At 64.7% G+C, this 19,246-nt stretch carries 21 protein-coding genes; 11 read left to right on the plus strand and 10 right to left on the minus strand.

What is annotated here, in order from left to right:
- Nucleotides 1-65: 65 nt before the first annotated feature.
- Nucleotides 66-1,301 carry a hypothetical protein gene (locus C4K40_RS07640; protein WP_022642908.1) on the plus strand — a complete coding sequence of 412 codons (1,236 nt, stop codon included), beginning with the start codon at nt 66-68 and terminating at the stop codon, nt 1,299-1,301.
- 10 nt (nt 1,302-1,311) lie between these two features.
- On the opposite strand, the gene C4K40_RS07645 is transcribed toward C4K40_RS07640, so the two are convergent.
- From C4K40_RS07645 to C4K40_RS07660, 4 genes are all read right to left on the minus strand, one after another.
- A complete protein-coding gene (locus C4K40_RS07645) occupies nt 1,312-1,686 on the minus strand; it encodes a DUF2892 domain-containing protein (RefSeq protein WP_022642909.1) in 375 nt (124 codons plus the stop codon).
- An 83-nt stretch (nt 1,687-1,769) separates the two neighbouring features.
- Nucleotides 1,770-2,237 (minus strand): RNA methyltransferase, encoded by a 468-nt coding sequence (locus C4K40_RS07650; RefSeq protein WP_031321120.1) that lies wholly within the window; start codon nt 2,235-2,237, stop codon nt 1,770-1,772.
- Between the two features lie 220 nt (nt 2,238-2,457).
- A complete protein-coding gene (locus tag C4K40_RS07655; RefSeq protein ID WP_022642911.1) occupies nt 2,458-2,835 on the minus strand; it encodes a YajD family HNH nuclease in 378 nt (125 codons plus the stop codon).
- Nucleotides 2,836-2,884: 49 nt separating this feature from the next.
- Nucleotides 2,885-3,571 (minus strand): spermidine synthase, encoded by a 687-nt coding sequence (locus C4K40_RS07660; protein ID WP_053135262.1) that lies wholly within the window; start codon nt 3,569-3,571, stop codon nt 2,885-2,887.
- Between the two features lie 75 nt (nt 3,572-3,646).
- Between C4K40_RS07660 and C4K40_RS07665 the strand changes: the two genes are divergently transcribed.
- A complete protein-coding gene (locus C4K40_RS07665) occupies nt 3,647-3,952 on the plus strand; it encodes a hypothetical protein (protein ID WP_053135259.1) in 306 nt (101 codons plus the stop codon).
- Nucleotides 3,953-3,970: 18 nt separating this feature from the next.
- On the opposite strand, the gene C4K40_RS07670 is transcribed toward C4K40_RS07665, so the two are convergent.
- Together C4K40_RS07670 and C4K40_RS07675 are read right to left on the minus strand one after the other, a co-directional pair.
- Nucleotides 3,971-4,444: a cyclic nucleotide-binding domain-containing protein gene (locus C4K40_RS07670; RefSeq protein WP_053135256.1), complete on the minus strand. Its 474-nt coding sequence runs from the start codon at nt 4,442-4,444 to the stop codon at nt 3,971-3,973.
- Between the two features lie 80 nt (nt 4,445-4,524).
- Complete coding sequence (locus C4K40_RS07675) at nt 4,525-6,579, minus strand: S9 family peptidase (protein WP_053135252.1); 2,055 nt, start codon at nt 6,577-6,579, stop codon at nt 4,525-4,527.
- Nucleotides 6,580-6,688: 109 nt separating this feature from the next.
- Here C4K40_RS07675 and C4K40_RS07680 point away from each other — a divergent pair, with 109 nt between their 5' ends.
- The 3 genes from C4K40_RS07680 to C4K40_RS07690 are packed head-to-tail and all read left to right on the plus strand — an operon-like array spanning nt 6,689 to nt 8,528.
- Nucleotides 6,689-7,165 (plus strand): hypothetical protein, encoded by a 477-nt coding sequence (locus tag C4K40_RS07680; protein ID WP_022642915.1) that lies wholly within the window; start codon nt 6,689-6,691, stop codon nt 7,163-7,165.
- 33 nt (nt 7,166-7,198) lie between these two features.
- Nucleotides 7,199-7,975 carry a class II glutamine amidotransferase gene (locus C4K40_RS07685; protein WP_022642916.1) on the plus strand — a complete coding sequence of 259 codons (777 nt, stop codon included), beginning with the start codon at nt 7,199-7,201 and terminating at the stop codon, nt 7,973-7,975.
- A gap of 10 nt (nt 7,976-7,985) precedes the next feature.
- A complete protein-coding gene (locus C4K40_RS07690; protein ID WP_053135249.1) occupies nt 7,986-8,528 on the plus strand; it encodes a DUF2937 family protein in 543 nt (180 codons plus the stop codon).
- 16 nt (nt 8,529-8,544) lie between these two features.
- Here C4K40_RS07690 and C4K40_RS07695 read toward each other — a convergent pair whose 3' ends face one another.
- Nucleotides 8,545-9,465 carry a LysR family transcriptional regulator gene (locus tag C4K40_RS07695; protein ID WP_022642917.1) on the minus strand — a complete coding sequence of 307 codons (921 nt, stop codon included), beginning with the start codon at nt 9,463-9,465 and terminating at the stop codon, nt 8,545-8,547.
- A gap of 133 nt (nt 9,466-9,598) precedes the next feature.
- Here C4K40_RS07695 and C4K40_RS07700 point away from each other — a divergent pair, with 133 nt between their 5' ends.
- The 4 genes from C4K40_RS07700 to C4K40_RS07715 all read left to right on the plus strand — a co-directional run bounded on the left by C4K40_RS07700 (nt 9,599) and on the right by C4K40_RS07715 (nt 13,317).
- Nucleotides 9,599-10,882, plus strand: a complete 1,284-nt coding sequence (locus C4K40_RS07700; protein WP_022642918.1) for an MFS transporter — start codon at nt 9,599-9,601, stop codon at nt 10,880-10,882.
- Nucleotides 10,883-10,949: 67 nt separating this feature from the next.
- Nucleotides 10,950-11,702, plus strand: a complete 753-nt coding sequence (locus C4K40_RS07705) for a 5-oxoprolinase subunit PxpA (RefSeq protein WP_053135246.1) — start codon at nt 10,950-10,952, stop codon at nt 11,700-11,702.
- Nucleotides 11,699-12,403: an allophanate hydrolase subunit 1 gene (locus tag C4K40_RS07710; protein WP_022642920.1), complete on the plus strand. Its 705-nt coding sequence runs from the start codon at nt 11,699-11,701 to the stop codon at nt 12,401-12,403. Before C4K40_RS07705 ends, C4K40_RS07710 begins: the two co-directional genes overlap by 4 nt.
- Nucleotides 12,400-13,317 carry a biotin-dependent carboxyltransferase family protein gene (locus tag C4K40_RS07715; RefSeq protein WP_022642921.1) on the plus strand — a complete coding sequence of 306 codons (918 nt, stop codon included), beginning with the start codon at nt 12,400-12,402 and terminating at the stop codon, nt 13,315-13,317. Before C4K40_RS07710 ends, C4K40_RS07715 begins: the two co-directional genes overlap by 4 nt.
- Nucleotides 13,318-13,438: 121 nt before the next feature.
- Here the strand turns inward: C4K40_RS07715 and C4K40_RS07720 are convergent, their stop codons facing one another.
- The 3 genes from C4K40_RS07720 to C4K40_RS07730 all read right to left on the minus strand — a co-directional run bounded on the left by C4K40_RS07720 (nt 13,439) and on the right by C4K40_RS07730 (nt 16,695).
- A complete protein-coding gene (locus C4K40_RS07720) occupies nt 13,439-14,617 on the minus strand; it encodes a VWA domain-containing protein (protein ID WP_022642922.1) in 1,179 nt (392 codons plus the stop codon).
- Between the two features lie 12 nt (nt 14,618-14,629).
- Nucleotides 14,630-15,475, minus strand: a complete 846-nt coding sequence (locus C4K40_RS07725) for a MoxR family ATPase (protein WP_022642923.1) — start codon at nt 15,473-15,475, stop codon at nt 14,630-14,632.
- Nucleotides 15,476-15,618: 143 nt separating this feature from the next.
- Nucleotides 15,619-16,695 carry a DUF748 domain-containing protein gene (locus tag C4K40_RS07730; protein WP_022642924.1) on the minus strand — a complete coding sequence of 359 codons (1,077 nt, stop codon included), beginning with the start codon at nt 16,693-16,695 and terminating at the stop codon, nt 15,619-15,621.
- A gap of 125 nt (nt 16,696-16,820) precedes the next feature.
- Between C4K40_RS07730 and cysK the strand changes: the two genes are divergently transcribed.
- Nucleotides 16,821-17,795: a cysteine synthase A gene (cysK, locus tag C4K40_RS07735; protein WP_022642925.1), complete on the plus strand. Its 975-nt coding sequence runs from the start codon at nt 16,821-16,823 to the stop codon at nt 17,793-17,795.
- A 226-nt stretch (nt 17,796-18,021) separates the two neighbouring features.
- On the plus strand, nt 18,022-18,960 hold the full coding sequence (locus C4K40_RS07740) for an aspartyl/asparaginyl beta-hydroxylase domain-containing protein (RefSeq protein WP_022642926.1): 939 nt from the start codon (nt 18,022-18,024) through the stop codon (nt 18,958-18,960).
- The last annotated feature ends 286 nt before the right edge of the window (nt 18,961-19,246 follow it).

Consider the following 19,246-nt stretch of genomic DNA (forward strand, 5'->3'; position numbering starts at 1 on the left):
GCCTTTTCAAGGCCGCATGGGCTGGGTGCACGGCTCGCAGACAGGATCTCAAGCAAGGAGTGTGTATGAGGGTGGGGGCGAAGCTGGCGCTGGCCTGGGTGCTGCTGGGATTGAGCGCAGCGGCTGTCGCGGCGAAGAAGGTCGATCTGGATTATCACGTGCGGTTCCTGTCCCAGGGCGACCAGGCTGAAGTGCGCCTGACCCTGGCTGACGGCGCGGCGCTGCGCAGCCTGGACTTCGACCTGGGCAAGGACGGCGACTACAGCGACTTCAAGGCCGATGGCCAATGGCAGGCCGCCACCACCGAGGCGGGTGGCCGACGTGGTACCTGGCGCCCGGCCGGCGGCAAGGCCAGCCTGAGCTATCGGGTACGCCTGAGCCACAGCCCGAAGAAGGGCAGCTACGACAGCCGCAGCACCGCCAACTGGGCCTTGTTGCGCGGCGAGACGCTGGTGCCGCCGGCCCGGCTCGACCAGCAAGATGGCGTCGAGCTGGTGGCGCGCCTGGACTTCGAACTGCCCAGCGGCTGGAAGAGCGTCGAGACCGCCTGGCCACGTATCGGCAAGCACCGCTTTCGCATCGATAACCCCGAACGCCTGTTCGATCGCCCCACCGGTTGGATGCTCGCCGGTAACCTGGGCAGCCGCCGCACCCGCCTGGGCGCTACGGAAGTCAGCGTGGTGTCGCCCTTGGGCCAGGGGATGCGGCGCATGGATGTTTTGACCCTGCTGACCTTCGTCTGGCCGCAGGTGCAAGCGGTGTTTCCACGCCAGCCGGGCAAGCTGCTGATCGTCGGCGCCGCCGATCCGATGTGGCGCGGCAGCCTCGCCGGTCGCGATTCGTTGTACCTGCATAGCCGCCTGCCGCTGGTCAGCGAGAGCGGTGCCAGTCCGTTGCTGCGCGAGTTGGTGCAATCCTTGGGGCGCATCAACGATAGCCAGCACAGCGACTGGATCAGCGAAGGCCTGGCCGAGTACTACGCCATCGAGCTGCTGCGCCGGGCCGGTGGCATCAGCGACGAGCGCTACCAGGTACTGCACAAGCGCCTGGTGCGGGACGGCCAGGGCGTCAGCAGTTTGCGCGGCGAGCAAGTGAATGCGGCGACCGTGGCCCGGGCCGTGCTGCTGTTGCAGGAACTGGACCGGGAGATTCGCCTGAAGACCCGCAACAAACGCTCGCTGGACGATGTGCTGCAAGGGGCGATGCGCCTGGAGCGCGTCACTACCGCTGAGTTCATCCAACTGGGCGAGAGCGTGCTGGGCGGGTCGTCCCAGGTGCTGGACAGCCCGCTGCTGCGCTGAGTCGCCCGCTTCAGACCTTGGTTTCGGGCGCCTTGGCCGCTTCCTCTACCGTCTTGGCAGTGCGTTCCGCGACATCGGCGTTGGCCTTGAGATCGCGCAACTGCGCCCCGGCGCGCTCGATCCTGCTTCGCACGTCCTGCATGTCCCGGCGGCTCTTTTCCAGCAGGCTCTTGGCCGAGCTGTGTCCGGTGATGCCGCGGGCCAGGGCCACGCCGCCGATCGCCATCTGCACCAGGCCGAACACGCCGCCCCGGCGCAGGCCCTTGCCCATCATCACCACGCCGCCGGCCAGCGAGCCGATGCGTTCCCAGCCCTGGACGTTCTGCTGTGGATGGCTCTGGAACGGGGTCGACTCGATGGATTGCAGCTGTTTGCGCTCGCTCATGATCAGTCTCCTTGGGGAGGTGGGGGATATAGGGCTGACTACACCGGGACCTTGCCGGTTCCCGGAGATTGGGCGCAGGTGATTCAGAACTTGGGGCCGGAGCGGGTGTTGTTGCCCTTGGCCAGGCGATCGTAGAGCACCACGTTGACCGTCGCCGCGAGGTTCATGCAGCCGTTGGTGGGGATGTAGATCACGTCTTCGCACCAGTCGCGGATCTCCTTGTCCAGGGAGCCGTCTTCCGGGCCGAAGATGTACAGGGCGCGGTCCGGGTGGGTGTACTCCGGCAACGGGCGAGCGCCCTCAACAAGTTCTACCGCGACCGGGATGCAGCCCAGGGGAAGGATCTTCTTCAGGTCGTCGATGCCGATCAGCGGAATGTCCTGGTGGACCTTCTTGGTATCGGTGACGAAGTCGCGGGCACGCTCATAGCGCTTGCCGGTGTAGAACACCGAGGCGACGCCATAGCAGCCGGCGGCGCGCATCACCGAACCGACGTTCTCCGGCGACTTGGGGTTATACAAACCGATGCAGCTGTACCTTTTGTTTGCCACGAGCGGGGAGCCTTGGAGAAAAAAAGCGCGATTATACGGGGATTGTCCCAGGGCCGGGGGGGCTTGTTGTGGCGAGGGAGCTTGCTCGCGCTGGCGTGCGCAGCACGCCAGGCAGCGGTCGATGCGGTGTAGCAGGCCGGCCGGGGACATAGGCTTTACGGCTGCCTTGCAGTCGAACGGGAGCAAGCTCCCTCGCCACAAGGTGCCCGGCCGCCGGCGCTTACTCCGGGTCTTTGTTCATCAGTCCGGCCAGGGCAGCGAAGGGGTTGTGGGTCGCCTTGGCGATCTTCGGCGTGCTCAGGGAGCCTTCGCCGAAGTACTGCTGGTCGGTGTAGCGCGAGTGCTCGTTGTCATGGCAGTACAGGCACAATAGCTCCCAGTTGGAACCGTCCTGGGGGTTGTTGTCGTGGTTGTGGTCGCGGTGGTGCACGGTCAGCTCGCTCAGGCGCTTGCCGGAGAATTCCCGGGCGCAGCGACCACAGACGTGCGGGTACATTTTCAACGCCTTGTCGCGATAGCCCATTTCCCGATCGCGCTGGGCATCGGCAAGGATACGATCCAGCTTGGACGTGTTGGACGAAGGAGTGGACGAACTCATGGGTTCACCTTTGTAGAAGGACTAATGACGGTAATGGACAAAGTTTAGCTCAGGCCTTGAGCTTCTCGGCAATCCAGATGGTGTGCCAGGTGCCGCGATTGCCATGGGCGAAGACCTGTACTTCCTCGGCCTTGAAGCCGGCCTTGCGCAGGCGCTCGGAGAATTGCCGGTCGGCGCTGGCCGACCACACCGCAAGAATGCCCTTGGGCCGCAGGGCTCGGGCGCAGGCAGCCAGGCCGGCGCTGGAGTAGAGCCAGCTGTTGGCTTTCTGGGTCAAGCCTTCGGGGCCGTTGTCGACGTCTAGCATGATCGCGTCGAAACCCTGGGGCTCGGCCTGCAGGACCTTGGCCACGTCCTCCAGGCGGATCACCGTGCGTGGGTCCAGCAGCGGCCGGCCGGACTTTTCGCCGAGCGGGCCACGGTTCCATTCCACCACCCCGGGCACCAGTTCGGCGACCACCACTTCGGCGCTCTTGCCCAGGTGCTTGAGAGCCGCGGCCAGGGTGAAACCCATGCCCAGGCCGCCGATCAGCACTCGCGAATCAGGGCGTCCGGCGACCTTGCTGCAAGGGATCTGTGCCAGGGCATCTTCGGAGCCGTGCATGCGCGTGTTCATCAATTGGCCGCCGTCGCCGCCCTGGATCTTGATGACGAAATCCTCACCGTATTCGAACAGGCACAAGGCACCGCCGTTTTCAGGAATCGCAGTAGTGTCCAGCAGTACGAAACGTTTCATGGAGATCTCATTGAGGAAGGCAAAACGCCCCGGTTGGGAGTAGCCTGACGCCAGACAATAGCAATGGAGCCATTGATGAAGCGCACTATTCTAACGGTGATCGCCCAAGCGGCGCTCGCCCTCACCGCTACCCTGGCGCTCAGTGCTGGCCCGGCTTTGGCCGACGAGCCGCAAAGCGCCCCGGTGGTCACGCCGACGCCGACCCTGGGCACGCCGGGAACCGCCACACCGACCCCCTATCCGCAAGTGACCCCGCCCAGCACGCCGAAAGCCGGCAGCAGTGGCAGCGCGCCGTTGCTGCCACCCATCGACATGCCCAAGCCGCCCAAGGACCAGACCCTGCCAGGGCTGGAACAGAACGACAGCAAGAGCGGGCACTAGGTCCCCGGGTTTCGTGGTTCAGATCTGCTGCGCGAGCAACTGGCCGTCGGCCATGCGCAGGCGCCTGGACAGCGACACGGCCAGGGCGCGGATGATCTTGGCGGCGATCTTCGGCGCGTCGTTGAGCATCTTCTCCAGGGAGTCCTTGCCCAGGTTGAGCAGTTGGCAATCACTGGCGGCCACGCAAGTGGCCGAGCGCCGCTCGCCATCGAGCACCGCCATTTCGCCAAAGGCGCGCCCGCTGCGCAGGGTGGCGACGCTGACGAGCTGACCATCATGGCCGCGCTTCTGCACCCCTACCTGGCCACTGTGGATGATGCACATGAAGCTGCCGGCATCGCCCTCATTAAAGATCACATCGCCCTGGGCGATGCTGTTGATGCTGAAGTAGCCGGCGGCGGCGTTGAAGTCGGCGGGCAGCAACTGGTTGAACAGGCCGCAGTCCATCAGCCAGTCGCGGATTTCATTGTTCAGGAGAGTGGGTTCGGACATGGGTCTTTTTCTTGTGTCTGTGGCTCGGGCCCGGATCGGCGGCGGTCCTGGGTTAAGACAGGAGCGCCGCCGGGAGTTCCTCAGCCCAGGCCCAGAATGTTCAGGACAAAGGCATATTCGAGGGCTACGTCACGCAATCCCTGGTAGCGCCCGCTCATGCCGCCATGGCCGGCGCCCAGTTCGGTCTTGAGCAACAGCAGGTTGTCGTCGGTCTTGGTGGCGCGCAGCCTGGCCACCCACTTAGCCGCTTCCCAGTACTGCACGCGGCTGTCGTTGTAGCCGGCGATCACCAGGGTGGCCGGGTACGCCTGGGCCCGGACGTTCTCGTAGGGGGCGTAGGCCTTGAGCCGGGCATGCACCTGCGGCTCCTCGGGGTTGCCCCATTCGTCGTACTCGGTGACGGTCAGCGGCAGTTCCGGGTCGAGCATGGTGTTGAGCACGTCGACGAACGGCACTTCGGCAATGGCCACCTGGAACAGCTCGGGGCGCTGGTTGAGCACCGCGCCGATCAACAGGCCGCCGGCACTGCCGCCGCTGATGGCCAGTTGGCTGGAGGTGGTCAGGCCCTGGGCGACCAGGTGCTCGGCACAGGCGATGAAGTCGTCGAAGGTGTTCTGCTTGTGCTCCTGCTTGCCGGCGCGGTACCAGGCTTCGCCCAGTTCACCGCCACCGCGCACGTGGGCGATGGCGAAGGCCACGCCGCGATCGAGCAGGCTCAGGCGGGCATGGGAGAACCAGGGATCGAGGCTCGCGCCATAGGCGCCGTAGCCGTACAGGTAGAGGGGCGTGGGCTGGCCCAGGTACTCGCGTTTGACCACCAGGCTGATGGGCACCTGGGTGCCATCGGTGGCGGTGGCCCACAAGCGTTGGCTGACGTAGGCGTCGGCATCGAACTCGCCCAGCACCGGAGTCTGCTTGAGGACTTGCTGCTGGCCGTCGGCCAGTTGCAGCTGGCGTATCTGGGCCGGGCGGTTGAGGGCCTCGTAGCGCAGGCGGATACGCTCGCTGCCGAACTCCAGGCTGTTCTGCACATGCAGGCTGTAGGCTGCATCCGGCAATTGCACGCGGTAGCCGGGCAGGCCTTGGGGGCGCACTTCGATGATCGGCAGGCCGCCTTCACGCAGGCTCAGGGTCATGGCCCCGGCATTGAGGGTCACGCCGTCGAGCATCACTTCGGGATCGTGCGGCACCAGCAGTTGCCAGGTGTCCTGGGTGGGGACGCCGCCGGTGTCCTGCGCCTGGTAGAGGGCGAAGTTGATGCCATCGCGGTTGCTGCGGATGAACCAGGTCCACTGGCCATCGAGCAGGCCGTGGTCGACATCGTATTCATGGTCTTCGGTGCGCGGCGCGACGCAGGTGAACGGCAGGTGCGGCTGATCGGCGTCCAGGACCCAGGTTTCGCTGGTGGTCTTGCTGCCCATGGATAGCAGCAACTGGCGTTCGGAACTGGCGCGGTAGCAATGTAGGAAAAAGCGCCCGTCGGGTTCGTGGAATACCTGCTCAGCGGTACTGTCGCCCAGGCGGTAGCGCAACAGCTTGTGCGGGCGATGGGTCTCGTCCAGCTCGCCGAAGAACAGGGTCTGGCTGTCGTTGGCCCAGGTCATGCTGCCGTCGCATTGCTCGAATGGCAGTTCGCTGACCTGGTCGTTGGCCAGTTCCTTGACGAACAGGCTGTAGATTTCCTCGCCGCTGGTGTCGAGGCTGTAGGCCAGGCGCTGGTGGTCGGGGCTGATGCTGAACGCACCCAGGGCGAAGAATCCGCCGTTGGCCAGGACGTTCGGGTCCAGCAGCAGCTGCTCACGGCTCTCGTCCACCGCCAGGCTGTCGTCCGTCGGGCGTGGGCAGCGGTAGTGGCGTGGATACTCGTCGCCGGCGGTGGTGCGGGTGTAGTACAGGTACGGTCCCCAGGGCGAGGGCAGGGACAGGTCGGTCTCGAGGATCCGTCCCTTGATCTCCTGGAACAGCGCTTCGCGCAGGGGCGCCTGGCGAGCCAGTTGCTGTTCCTGGTAGCTGTTCTCCGCCTTCAGGTAGTCGAGCACCGCGTCGGTGTCGCGCTCCTGCAGCCAGGCATACGGGTCAGCGCCATCGGCCTTGTGGGCGATCGGGGCGTTGGTGTCATGGGCGGGTAGGGGCATGGGAGGCTCTCGGACGATGACAAATGAGGGCTTGGCAGACGGCGGTGCAGCCTGACACGGGAAAAGTCGTTATCATAAGCGCCTCTTTGCCTGCCTTGCCACGGACACCATGACCGAGAACGACTATCTGATCGCCTGGGGGTGCTACGCCTTCGCCGCCTTGGGCTGCCTGCTGGTGTGGATGCGCCTGACCCGCTGGATGTGGCGCTGGTTGCGCGAGCCGCTGCGCGTGCTGGTGGCGGTGCTGCTGTTCAGCCCGACCATCATCGACCCGGTCAAGGACAAGCTCGCTCCGGCCGTGGCCATCACCGCCCTGGACGTCGCCTTCAAGGTGGGTAACAACGCCTGGCGCGCGGTATCCGACCTGTTCATGTACGGCATGATCGCCTTCGGCGTGTACCTGCTGTTCGTGCTGATCCGCTGGCCCATCGAACGCGCCGCCCGGGAGCGCCGGCAGCGCAACGAAGCGGCGAAAGCCGCGGCCAAGGCCGCCGAGGTCGAAGATGACCAGCCCTTTGGCAGCGCCGGCAACGACCGCTACGGCCGCCCGTCCGTGGGTGGCGCGCGGGTCGAGCCACGCCTGTAACCCCGTTTCCGGCATTGCAGCGAGAGTCCGAGCATGTGTGAATTGTTGGGCATGAGCGCCAATGTACCGACCGATATCGTCTTCAGCTTCACCGGGCTGATGCAGCGTGGCGGCCGGACCGGCCCCCACCGCGACGGCTGGGGCATCGCCTTCTACGAGGGCCGCGGCCTGCGCCTGTTCCAGGATCCGGCCGCGAGCAGCGAATCGGAAGTGGCCAACCTGGTGCAGCGCTACCCGATCAAGAGCGAAGTGGTGATCGGCCACATCCGCCAGGCCAACGTCGGCAAGGTCTGCCTGGCCAATACCCATCCTTTCGTCCGCGAGCTGTGGGGCCGCAACTGGTGCTTCGCGCACAACGGCCAGCTGGCGGACTTCCACCCCGAGGCCGGTTTCTACCGGGCCGTGGGCGACACTGACAGCGAGGCGGCATTCTGCGACCTGCTCAACCGGGTCCGCACGGCTTTTCCCGAGCCGGTGGAGATCGAGCGATTGCTGCCGATACTGATCCAGGCGTGCGGCGAGTACCGCGTCAAGGGCGTGTTCAATGCCCTGCTCAGCGATGGTGACTGGCTGTTCTGCTTCTGCTCCACCAAGTTGGCGCAGATCACCCGGCGCGCACCGTTCGGCCCGGCTCGCTTGAAGGATGTCGATGTGATCGTCGACTTCCAGGCCGAGACCACCCCCGACGACGTGGTCACGGTGATCGCCACCGAACCCTTGACCGAAAACGAAACCTGGACCCGCTACCAGCCGGGACAGTGGAGCCTGTGGCGGCGCGGCGAATGCGTCAGCCAGGGCCAGACCGAATAAGGACATCCCTATGTTGCTCAGTTATCTGCGTCTGGTGCTGTTCGCCGCCGGTCTGTTGATCGGTGTGCAGGTGCCGGGTTTCATCAACGATTACGCCAAGCGTGTCGAAGCCCACCTGATCGAGTCGCAGAACAGCCTGCAGGGCTTCCAGGCCACGGCGCAGCAGTTCTTCAAGGGCGACCTGAACGCCCTGGTGGCCCATTACCGGGCCAGCGACGACCCGGTGTTTCGTAGCGATGCCCAGAGCCTGAGCGCCTTGCTCGGCCGCCAGCAGGCCCTGGACAAGCAGTACCAGGCGATGCAAGGCCCCTGGTACATCCGCTTGCTGCAAGTGGTACTGGCGGCCGACCCCGCGATCCGCCAGGAAACCTGGGATGGCTACAGCTACCAGATCCTGTTGACCCCGGAGGCGATGTCCTGGGCCATGGGCGGCGCCATGTTGCTGTCCTTCGGCCTGGAATGCCTGTATCGGCTGATCGACTGGGTCGTGCTCGGCGGTCGCCGCCAGCGCCAGAGCCGGCCTATCGAAGAGCGCGACCTCAAGGGCCTCTGAGCCCGCGTCGCAGCGCCTACGGGGACGGCGCCAGGAGCAGGTGCTCCTGGCCGACCTGCTGGGCGTAGCGCTGTACCACGCGCTGGCACAGCTGCACGATGTCTTCCACCAGTTCCACCCCCACTCGCCACGACACCACCACCTGCAGGTTCGGCGGGCGCTGCTCGATGTCCAGCAGCGTCAGCTCGCCACGGGCCAGTTCCTCGCGCACCAGGACCGGCGGCAAGGCGCCGATGCCGAAGCCGTCACGCAGCAGCCGAGTGATGGCCGATACCGAATTGACGCAGTTCAGGCGCGGTGCCAGTACGCCGCTGGCCTGCATCAGGCTCAGGATCTGCTGGTGGGGCAAGGAGTTCTTCGAGTAGGTGACGATCCGCTCCCGGGCCAGTTCCACCAGCGAGCCGTAGTGGCGGTTGTAGATCGAGTTGCTGGCGGCGACCCAGCACACCGGATAGCTGGCCAGTTCCAGGCTGCGGATGCTTTCCTGGCGCAGCAGGTCGGTTTGCAGCACCAGGTCGAGAAAGCCTTTTTGCAACTGCTCGCACAGGTTCAGCGAGGTGTCGGCCACCAGCTCGATTTCCACCTGGGGATAGTGATCCATCAGCTGTGCCACCAGGGGGCTGAGCCAGGTGTGGATCACTGTATCCATGACTCCGATGCGCAGCCGTCCGACCTTGCTTGAGGGCGCTTCGATCGACTGCTTCAGCACCTGCAGGGTATCGAGCATCTGCTCGGCATGTTCCAGCACCTTGAGGCCTTCGGGGGTCAGGCTGACGCCCCGCGAATCGCGCCGGAACAGCTTGACCCCCAGCTCGTCCTCGAGCACGGCGATGCGGCTGGAAACCGCGGCCTGGGTGGTGCAGAGCTTTTCCGCGGTCAGGCTGAAGTTCTTCAGCCGTGCGACCCAGACGAAGGTTTCGAGGAACTTGAGATTCATGGGATCAACTTTTCTTATGCCTTGGAGCGGCTTTTATTAGTTGGACGTGGGCGCTGCCCGAGTCGAAAAATGCGCCGACCCACGATATGCGTCGTCGTGGTCCAGAACAACACCAATAATCCTGGAGATCGCCATGAGTGCGCCCGAACCACAGGCCGCCAAGGCCCCGCATCGCGTCGGCCCGTTCGACTGGTATCGCGACATCAACCAGCAGGAACGCCGGGCGTTCTGGAGCTGCAAGATCGGCTACGGCCTGGATGGCATGGACACCCAGATGCTCAGCTTCGTGATCCCGACCCTGATCGCCCTGTGGGGCATCACTTCGGCCGAAGCCGGCCTGATCCATACCAGCACCTTGCTCGCCTCGGCCCTGGGCGGCTGGATCGCCGGGATCCTGTCCGACCGCATCGGCCGGGTCCGGACCCTGCAGCTCACCGTCTTGTGGTTCGCCTTCTTCACCTTCATCTGTGGCCTGGCCCAGAACTATGAACAGCTTCTGGTGGCCCGGACGCTGATGGGCTTCGGTTTCGGTGGTGAATGGACCGCCGGCGCGGTGCTGATCGGCGAAGTGATCCGCGCCAAGAACCGTGGCAAGGCCGTGGGCATGGTGCAGTCCGGATGGGCATTGGGCTGGGGCCTGACGGCGTTGCTCTATGCACTGTTGTTTTCCCTGCTACCGCCGGAAGATGCCTGGCGCGGTCTGTTCATCCTCGGCATCCTGCCGGCGATCTTCGTGATCTTCGTCCGGCGCCTGGTCAAGGACCCCGAGGTCTACCGGGAAACCCGGGCCAAGGAAGCGCCGAGCAATCCGCCGCGCTTCTACGAGATCTTCGCCCCGGGGATTCTCAGCACCACGCTGCGTGCCTCGCTGCTGGCGGCCGGAGCCCAGGGCGGCTACTACGCCATTACCTTCTGGCTGCCCACCTTCCTCAAGACCGAGCGCGGCCTGAGTGTGCTCAGCACCGGCGGCTACCTGGCCATGGTGATCTTCGGATCCTATGTGGGTTACGTGATCAGCGCCTACCTGACCGATATCCTGGGGCGCAAGAAGAACTTCGTGCTGTTCGCCGCCGGCTCCTTCGCCATCGTCCTGCTCTATACCCAGATGTCGGTGAGCAACGAGGCCATGCTCTGGCTGGGCTTTCCCCTGGGGTTCTTCGCTTCGGGCATCTTCAGCGGCATGGGGGCCTTCCTCACCGAGTTGTTCCCCACCCGTATCCGTGGTTCCGGGCAAGGCTTCTGCTACAACAGCGGGCGCGCGGTGGCGGCCTTGTTCCCGCTGTTGATCGGTTTGCTCAGCCAGCATGTGCCCCTGGGCGTGGCCATCGGTACCTTCGCCGCGGTGTCCTATGGCGTGGTGGTGCTGGCCGCCCTGAGCCTGCCGGAGACCCGTGGCAAGGAACTCGAGGCGCGCTAGCTGATAACCTGCGGATACTGCACCCGGCCCCGTGGCCGGCACTTATAAAAACACAGGAGCACCGACCATGAGCCGCCTGTTATTGAACTGCGACATCGGCGAAAGCTTCGGCAACTGGACCATGGGCCTGGATGCCGAGGTCATGCCCTTCATCGATTGCGCCAACATCGCCTGCGGTTTCCATGCCGGCGATCCGGGCATCATGCGCAAGACCGTGACCCTGGCCCTGACCAATGGCGTGCGTATCGGCGCCCACCCGGCCTACCAGGACCTGGCGGGTTTCGGGCGCCGGTCCATGAGCTATTCCGCCACGGAGATCCAGGATCTGCTGCATTACCAGGTCGGTGCCCTCGATGGCATCTGCCGGGCGCAAGGCACTCGTGTCAGCTACATCAAGCCCCACGGCGCCATGTACAACGACATGATGGCCAACCCGGCCCAGCTGCGCGCGGTAATCCAGGCCGTGGCCGCCTACGACCGGCAATTGCCGCTGATGCTCATGGCCACCCGCGACAACCGCGCGGCCCAGGCCCTGGGCGATGAGCACGGCGTGACCCTGTGGTTCGAGGCCTTCGCCGACCGCGCCTACGACAGCGCCGGGCACCTGGTCTCGCGCCAAGTGCCGGGCTCGGTGCACCACGACTCGGACACCATAGTCCGCCAAGCCCTGGCCATCGCCCGTGGCGAACCGCTGGTGGCCAGCGATGGCAGTGCCTTGCTCCTGCAGGCCAATACCCTGTGCGTGCACGGTGACAACGCCAGCTCGGTGGCGGCGGTGCAGCGCATCCGCGAGGCCCTGAACCAGCAGTCCGATTCATGAACTACCGGGTGGAGGTGGCGGCCATCGATTGCCTGATGGTGCGCCTGTTCGATGGGATCGCCGAAGACCACATGCCCTGGATGCTGGCCGCCGCCGAGCGCCTGCGCCAGGGCTTCGGCGTGGGTTTGATCGATCTGGTGCCGTCGTATACCACGCTGATGGTGCACTACGACCTGCGCAGCCTGGACCCGGCCCAGGCCCGCGAGTTGATCGATGCGGCCCTGGCGGGCCTGGTTCCGCTGGATGCCGGAGGCGGGCGCGAGCATGTATTGCCGGTGTGGTACGACCCCAGCGTCGGGCCGGAACTGGCGCTGCTGGCGCGGCGCAGCGGCTTGCCGGTGGCCGAGGTGATCCGTCGGCACAGCCAGCACGAATATCGGGTGTTCGCCCTGGGTTTCGCTCCCGGTTTCGCCTTCATGGGCCTGGTGGCGCCTGAACTGGCGGCGCCCCGGCTCGATACCCCGCGCAAGCGCGTGGCGGCGGGCAGCGTCGGCATCGCCGAACGCCAGACCGCGGCCTATCCGGCGGTGTCGCCGGGGGGCTGGAACCTGATCGGGCGAACCCCGAGCCGCTTGTTCGACCGCGAGCGCGAGGGCTACAGCCTGTTGCAGCCGGGAGACCGGGTGCGCTTCGCGGCAGTGGAGCGGGCCGAGTTCCTGCGCCTGGGTGGCGACGACAGTCCGCTGGAGGTGCCGGCATGAGCCGTTTGTCGATCGAGGCCAGCACGCCCTTGTGCCTGCTGCAGGACGCCGGGCGGTTCGGTGTGCGCCACCTGGGCGTGACCCAGGGCGGGGCGCTGGACTGGGTGTCGATGTCCTGGGCCAACTGGCTGCTGGACAATGCCCTGGACGCACCGGTGCTGGAGATCACCCTCGGCGGCCTGACCTTGCTGGCCGAGGACTACTGCCTGCTGGCGTTGGCCGGGGCCGACCTGGGGGCCTATGTGGATGAGCGCCCGCTGACCCCGGGGCGCAGTTTCGTCCTGCAGAAGGGCCAGCGCTTGCGCTTTACCCAGCCGCATTCCGGGGCCCGGGCCTATCTTGCGGCCCCTGGCGGTTTCGACGCGCCGCAGGTATTGGGCAGTTGTTCCAGTGTGCAGCGCGAGGCCCTGGGTGGCCTTGACGGGCAGGGGCGGGCGTTGGGCGAGGGCGGGGTGCTGGGGTATTCCGGAACCGGTGGTGCGCTCAAGTGCTTGTCGGCCGCACAGCTGGCGGATTGGCAATGCGCTGCACCGCTGGAACTGATCCTCGGGGCCCAGGTCGGCCAGTTCAGTGGCCTGAGCCTGTTCGATGCCTTCAACCGCGACTGGACCCTGGACAGCCGGGCCGACCGCATGGGCGCCAGGTTGTTGGGGCCGGTGCTGGAGTACCAGGGCCAGCCGATGATTTCCGAAGGCATCGCCCTGGGGGCGGTCCAGGTGCCGCCGGATGGCCAGCCGATCATCTTGCTTAACGACCGGCAGACCATCGGCGGTTATCCGCGCCTGGGCGCATTGACGCCCTTGTCCCTGGCCCGGCTGGCGCAATGCCTGCCCGGCAGCAAGGTGCGCCTGGCGCCGGTGGTGCAGGAGACCGCGCATCGGCAGCAGTTGGCGTTCTTGCGCCGCTTTGTGTAATGGCTGGCGGCCGCTGCGCGCCGGTACGCAGCCTGCGGCAGCGGCTACAGGGTACTGATCTGTAGCCGCTGTCGAGCCATGGCGAGGCTGCGAAAAGGCCCGCAGGGCCTTGCTTGACGGCCTACTTGGACAGAAACCGCATGCCTTCCTCCAGGCCACGCAGGGTCAGCGGATACATCTGGTCCTCGATCAGCTCGCGCACGATGTTGGTGGACGCGGTGTAGCCCCAGGTGTCCTTCGGGTAGGGGTTGATCCAGATGAGCTTCTTGTACTTCTCCATGAAGCGCTGCATCCACACGTAGCCGGCTTCTTCGTTCCAGTGCTCGACGCTGCCGCCGGCCTGGGTGATTTCATAGGGCGCCATGGCGGCGTCGCCGACGAAGATCACCTTGTAGTCGGCGCCGTACTTGTGCAGCAGGTCCTGGGTCGAAGTCCGTTCCGAACCGCGGCGCAGGTTGTTCTTCCACACCGACTCATAGATGAAGTTGTGGAAGTAGTAGTACTCCAGGTGCTTGAACTCGGTCTTGCAGGCCGAGAACAGTTCCTCGCAGATCTTCACGTGGGCATCCATGGAGCCACCGATGTCGAACAGCAATAACAGCTTGACGCTGTTGCGCCGCTCCGGACGCATCTGGATGTTCAACAAGCCGGCATCCCGGGCCGTGTGGTCGATGGTGCCGTCGATATCCAGCTCCTCGGCCGCGCCCTGGCGGGCGAACTTGCGCAGCCGGCGCAGGGCCACCTTGATGTTGCGGGTGCCCAGTTCCACCGAGTCGTCGAGGTTCTTGTATTCGCGCTGGTCCCAGACCTTGGCCGCCTTGCCCTGGCGCTTGCCGGCATCGCCGATGCGGATACCCTCGGGGTTGAAGCCGCCGGAGCCGAAGGGGCTGGTGCCGCCGGTGCCGATCCACTTGTTGCCGCCGGCGTGGCGTTCCTTCTGTTCTTCCAGGCGCTTCTTGAACTCTTCGATCAGTTTGTCCAGGCCGCCCAGGGACTGGATCTGCGCCCGTTCCTCATCGCTGAGCGAACGCTCGAATTCCTTGCGCAGCCAGTCCTCGGGGATCAGTGCCTGCAGGTGGTCGTCGAGTTTCTCCAGGCCGTTGAAATAGGCGCTGAAGGCCCGGTCGAACTTGTCGAAGTGGCGCTCGTCCTTCACCAGCACCGCCCGGGCCAGGTAGTAGAACTCGTCCATGTCGGCGAAGGTCACGCGCTGCTTGAGCGCGTTGATCAGGTCCAGCAGCTCGCGCACCGACACCGGTACCTTGGCGGCGCGCATTTCATTGAACAGGTTGAGCAGCATGCCGATGCCCTCTTAACGACCGCCGCGCCGGCTCATGAAGGCCAGGCGTTCGAGGAGCTGTACATCCTGCTCGTTCTTCACCAGGGCGCCGGCCAGCGGTGGGATGGCCTTGGTCGGATCGCGTTCGCGCAGTACCGCCTCGCCGATGTTGTCGGCCATCAGCAGCTTGAGCCAGTCCACCAGTTCGGAGGTCGAGGGCTTCTTCTTCAGGCCCGGCACCTTGCGTACGTCGAAGAACACATCCAGCGCCTCGCTGACCAGGTCCTTCTTGATGTCCGGGTAGTGCACGTCGACGATCTTCTGCAGGGTCGTGCGGTCAGGGAAGGCGATGTAGTGGAAGAAGCAGCGGCGCAGGAAGGCGTCCGGCAGTTCCTTCTCGTTGTTGGAGGTAATGATGATGATCGGCCGCTGCTTGGCCTTGATGGTCTGGTCGATCTCGTAGACGTAGAACTCCATCTTGTCGAGCTCTTGCAGCAGGTCGTTGGGGAACTCGATGTCGGCCTTGTCGATCTCGTCGATCAGCAGGATCACCCGCTCCTCGGACTCGAAGGCTTCCCAGAGCTTGCCCTTCTTCAGGTAGTTGCGGATGTCGTGGACCTTGTCCACGCCCAGTTGCGAATCGCGCAGGCGGCTCACCGCGTCGTACTCGTAGAGCCCTTGGTGGGCCTTGGTAGTGGACTTGATGTGCCAGGTGATCAGCTTGGCACCGAAGGATTCGGCCAGTTGCTCGGCGAGCATGGTCTTGCCGGTGCCGGGTTCGCCCTTGACCAGCAGCGGACGCTCCAGGGTGATGGCGGCGTTGACCGCCAGCTTCAGGTCATCGGTGGCAACGTATGCGCTGGTGCCTTCGAACTTCATCTGCAATTCCTCGAACGGTGACGACGAGCTGCCCGGGGCAGGTCGCTTGAATGGACACGAATGGCGCGACTATAACGCGGCGCTCGCTTGACTGTGAACGCAGACGCCCCATTCAGTCTCTGAATGGAGCGTCACGGGGTGACTCAGTCAGTCGACGGCTTGGGTTGTTCATAGCGGGCATTGAAGGCCTGGATGAAACCGTTGCGCAAAATCTGCAAAAACGCCTGGAATGCGCTGACATCCTGCTGGTGTACGTTGCCACTGAGCTCGACCCGGGTGGCGAACTGGTTCTTGCGCTGGTTCTTCAGCAGGGTTTCCCCGGCGCCCACCAGGGCTTCCCAGACCGAGCGGAACACATTCTTGTCGCGGTTCTCCACGTCCTGTTGCCAGTCGAAGACTTCCACGTCCCGCAGCAGCGGCTTGATGTAGCCGCGCAGTTGGCCCTTCTCGGCCTGGGCCTCGATCACCAGGTCGCCGTGTCCGGCCTTGAAGTCGAACTTGCCGTAGGCCGAGGCGAAGTCGTTGAAACGCCTGAGCTCGATATCCCGGGCCCGCAGGCGGAACTCGAACTCCTCGAAGTTGCTCAGGGGATCGAAGGTGGCGCTGGCTTCCAGGGGCGCCTGGCCCAGCAGCAGGGCCTTGCCCTCGAAGCGGGCGTCGCGCTTGCCCTGGGTGTCGACCACATTGGTCAGGTTGTAGAAGCTGGCATTGACCTGGGTCGCGCCCAGGTTCACCGGTGGATTGGAGCCGAAGTTGCGAAAGTGGAGGGTGCCATCGTCGATCCGCACTTCATCCAGGGTGATGGGCAACAGCTTGCCCAGTTGCGCCCGCCAGTCGGTGCCGGCACCGGTCTGCGAGGCCTGGCGGTCGCTGCCGCCATCGACGAAGTTCACCTGGGGCTGGACGAATTGCACCCGCGCCACCACCGCATGGTCGTACCACAGCGCATGCCAGCTCACCGCCAGGTCGATCAACGGCGCCTTGACGAAAGGCACCGGCACCTTGCCGCTGACCTTGACGATCTCCAGGCCGTTGATGCGGTAGGCGCCGCGCCACAGGGCCAGGTCGACATCGCTGACCCGGCCGCGGTAGTCGCCCATGTCCGCGAGCTTGTCGTTCAGGTAGTCACGCACCAGGTAGGGCAGGGCGATGTGCAGGCCGACCAGCAGTACGACCAGGCCCGCCAGGGTCCACAGGGGCCAACGATAGCGACGTTTCATGGGGCAGCCTCCAGTCCTATAAAGGCATTGACTGCCCAGGCTCCAGGTCGTTCGGCACGACTGGACGCTCAAGGATGCCAGGCATACCCTTGGGGACTTCTTCACTGCTGCATAAGGACCCAGCCATGAGCCGAATTTTTGCTGACAATGCCCATTCCATCGGTAATACGCCCTTGGTGCAGATCAACCGCATCGCCCCGCGTGGGGTGACCATCCTGGCCAAGATCGAAGGGCGTAACCCGGGCTACTCGGTGAAATGCCGGATCGGCGCCAACATGATCTGGGACGCCGAAAGCACAGGCCGGCTCAAGCCGGGCATGACCATCGTCGAACCCACCTCGGGCAACACCGGGATCGGCCTGGCCTTCGTGGCGGCTGCCCGTGGCTACAAGCTGATGCTGACCATGCCGGCCTCCATGAGCATCGAGCGACGCAAGGTGCTCAAGGCCCTGGGGGCAGAGCTGGTGCTGACCGAGCCGGCCAAGGGCATGAAGGGCGCGATCGACAAGGCGGCGGAAATCGTCGCCAGCGACCCGGGCAAGTACTTCATGCCGCAGCAGTTCGATAACCCGGCCAACCCGGCGATCCACGAAAAGACCACTGGCCCGGAGATCTGGAACGACACCGATGGCGCGGTGGACGTGCTGGTGGCGGGTGTCGGCACCGGTGGCACCATCAGCGGCGTGTCGCGCTACATCAAGAAGACCCAGGGCAAGCCGATCCTCGCGGTGGCGGTAGAGCCGGCCACCTCGCCGGTGATCAGCCAGAAGCTCGCCGGGCAGGAGATCAAGCCCAGCCCGCACAAGATCCAGGGCATTGGCGCCGGTTTCGTACCCAAGAACCTGGACCTGGAAATGGTCGACCGGGTGGAGCTTGTGACCGACGAGGAGTCCAAGGCCATGGCCCTGCGCCTGATGCAGGAGGAGGGCATCCTCTGCGGGATTTCCTGCGGCGCGGCGATGGCGGTGGCGGTACGCCTGGCGGAAACCCCGGAAATGCAAGGCAAGACCATCGTGGTGATCCTGCCAGACTCAGGCGAGCGCTACCTGTCGAGCATGCTGTTCAGCGACCTGTTCACCGAGCAGGAGACCCAGCAGTAGCGTCGGCTGGCCGTCGGTCCATGGCGCTGGCCCCATGGGCCGATGGCTGATCCATATCAGTCGCTGCTTGTGCGGCTTATGCTACTTAACGCCTTTGTTGCACGACCGTTAATGCTGAATGTTCGGTCGTGCGGGTTTTTCCGGGGTTCAGGAGTGTTTATCATGACCGGCTGCCAGGTCGGGTGATCGCTCCCCCCACCGGTGCCTATTTCCAAGGAGTTGTTGCATGAGCTTTTCCTTTGCCGCCAAGTTCGCGGTGTTGTCGCTGTTCATCGGCAGCATCCTTTTCGTGCATCTGCGCGGCAAGGCGCGCCTGCCGGTACTGCGCCAGTTCGTCAACCATTCGGCGCTATTCGCTCCCTACAACACCCTGATGTACCTGTTCTCCGGCGTGCCCTCCAAGCCGTATCTGGACCGCAGCAAGTTCCCCGAACTGGATGTGCTGCGCGACAACTGGGAAACCATTCGCGACGAGGCCATGCACCTGTTCGACGAGGGTTACATCCGCGCCGCCGAGAAGAACAACGATGCCGGTTTCGGTTCCTTCTTCAAGAAGGGCTGGAAGCGCTTCTACCTCAAGTGGTACGACAAGCCGCTGCCCTCGGCCGCGGCCCTGTGCCCCAAGACCGTCGAGCTGGTGAGCGCCATCCCCAACGTCAAGGGCGCGATGTTCGCGCTGTTGCCCGGCGGCAGCCACCTGAACCCGCACCGTGACCCCTTCGCCGGCTCGCTGCGTTATCACCTGGGCCTGTCGACGCCCAACTCCGACGCTTGCCGGATCTTCGTCGACGGCGAGGAATACGCCTGGCGCGACGGTGAGGACGTGATGTTCGACGAGACCTACGTGCACTGGGTGAAGAACGAAACCGAGATCACCCGGGTGATCCTGTTCTGCGACATCGAGCGTCCGTTGAGCAGCGGCCTGATGACCCGCATCAACCGTTGGGTCAGTGCCCAGCTGGGGCGTGCCACCGCACCGCAGAACCTGGACGACGAGCGGGTTGGCGGCATCAACCAGGCCTACGCCTGGAGCAAGCGTTTTAGCGACAGCTTCAGTGGTGTGGTCAAGCAGTGGAAACGCCGCAATCCCAAGCTGTACCGCATCCTGCGCCCGGTCCTGGCGGTGGTTGTGCTGGTTATCCTGTGGAAATGGCTGTTCGGATAAATCTTGCAATGAATATCGGGCGCTGGTTATATTCGGCGCTCGATGAGTCAAGCGACTCATTCTTTTCTTCCTTCGAGAACCCTTGGCACATGGCCTTATCCCTCATCAACGCGGTAGTGGTTTCAGCGGTCAACGCTGGCGTCGTGCCGTGCGGGAATCAGCAGCCTGTGCAGATCGGTCAGAACCCCCCACCTGTCAGTAGCACGCCGGTATACGCAGTCGTATCGCCGTCGGGCGTTGGCTTCTCGGGCTGACTCAGCAACCGCTGCTGTTTCCTCCGCCCGCC

Origin of the sequence: Pseudomonas sp. CMR5c (assembly GCF_003850545.1) — a bacterium.
Taxonomy (GTDB): Bacteria; Pseudomonadota; Gammaproteobacteria; order Pseudomonadales; family Pseudomonadaceae; genus Aquipseudomonas; species Aquipseudomonas piscis.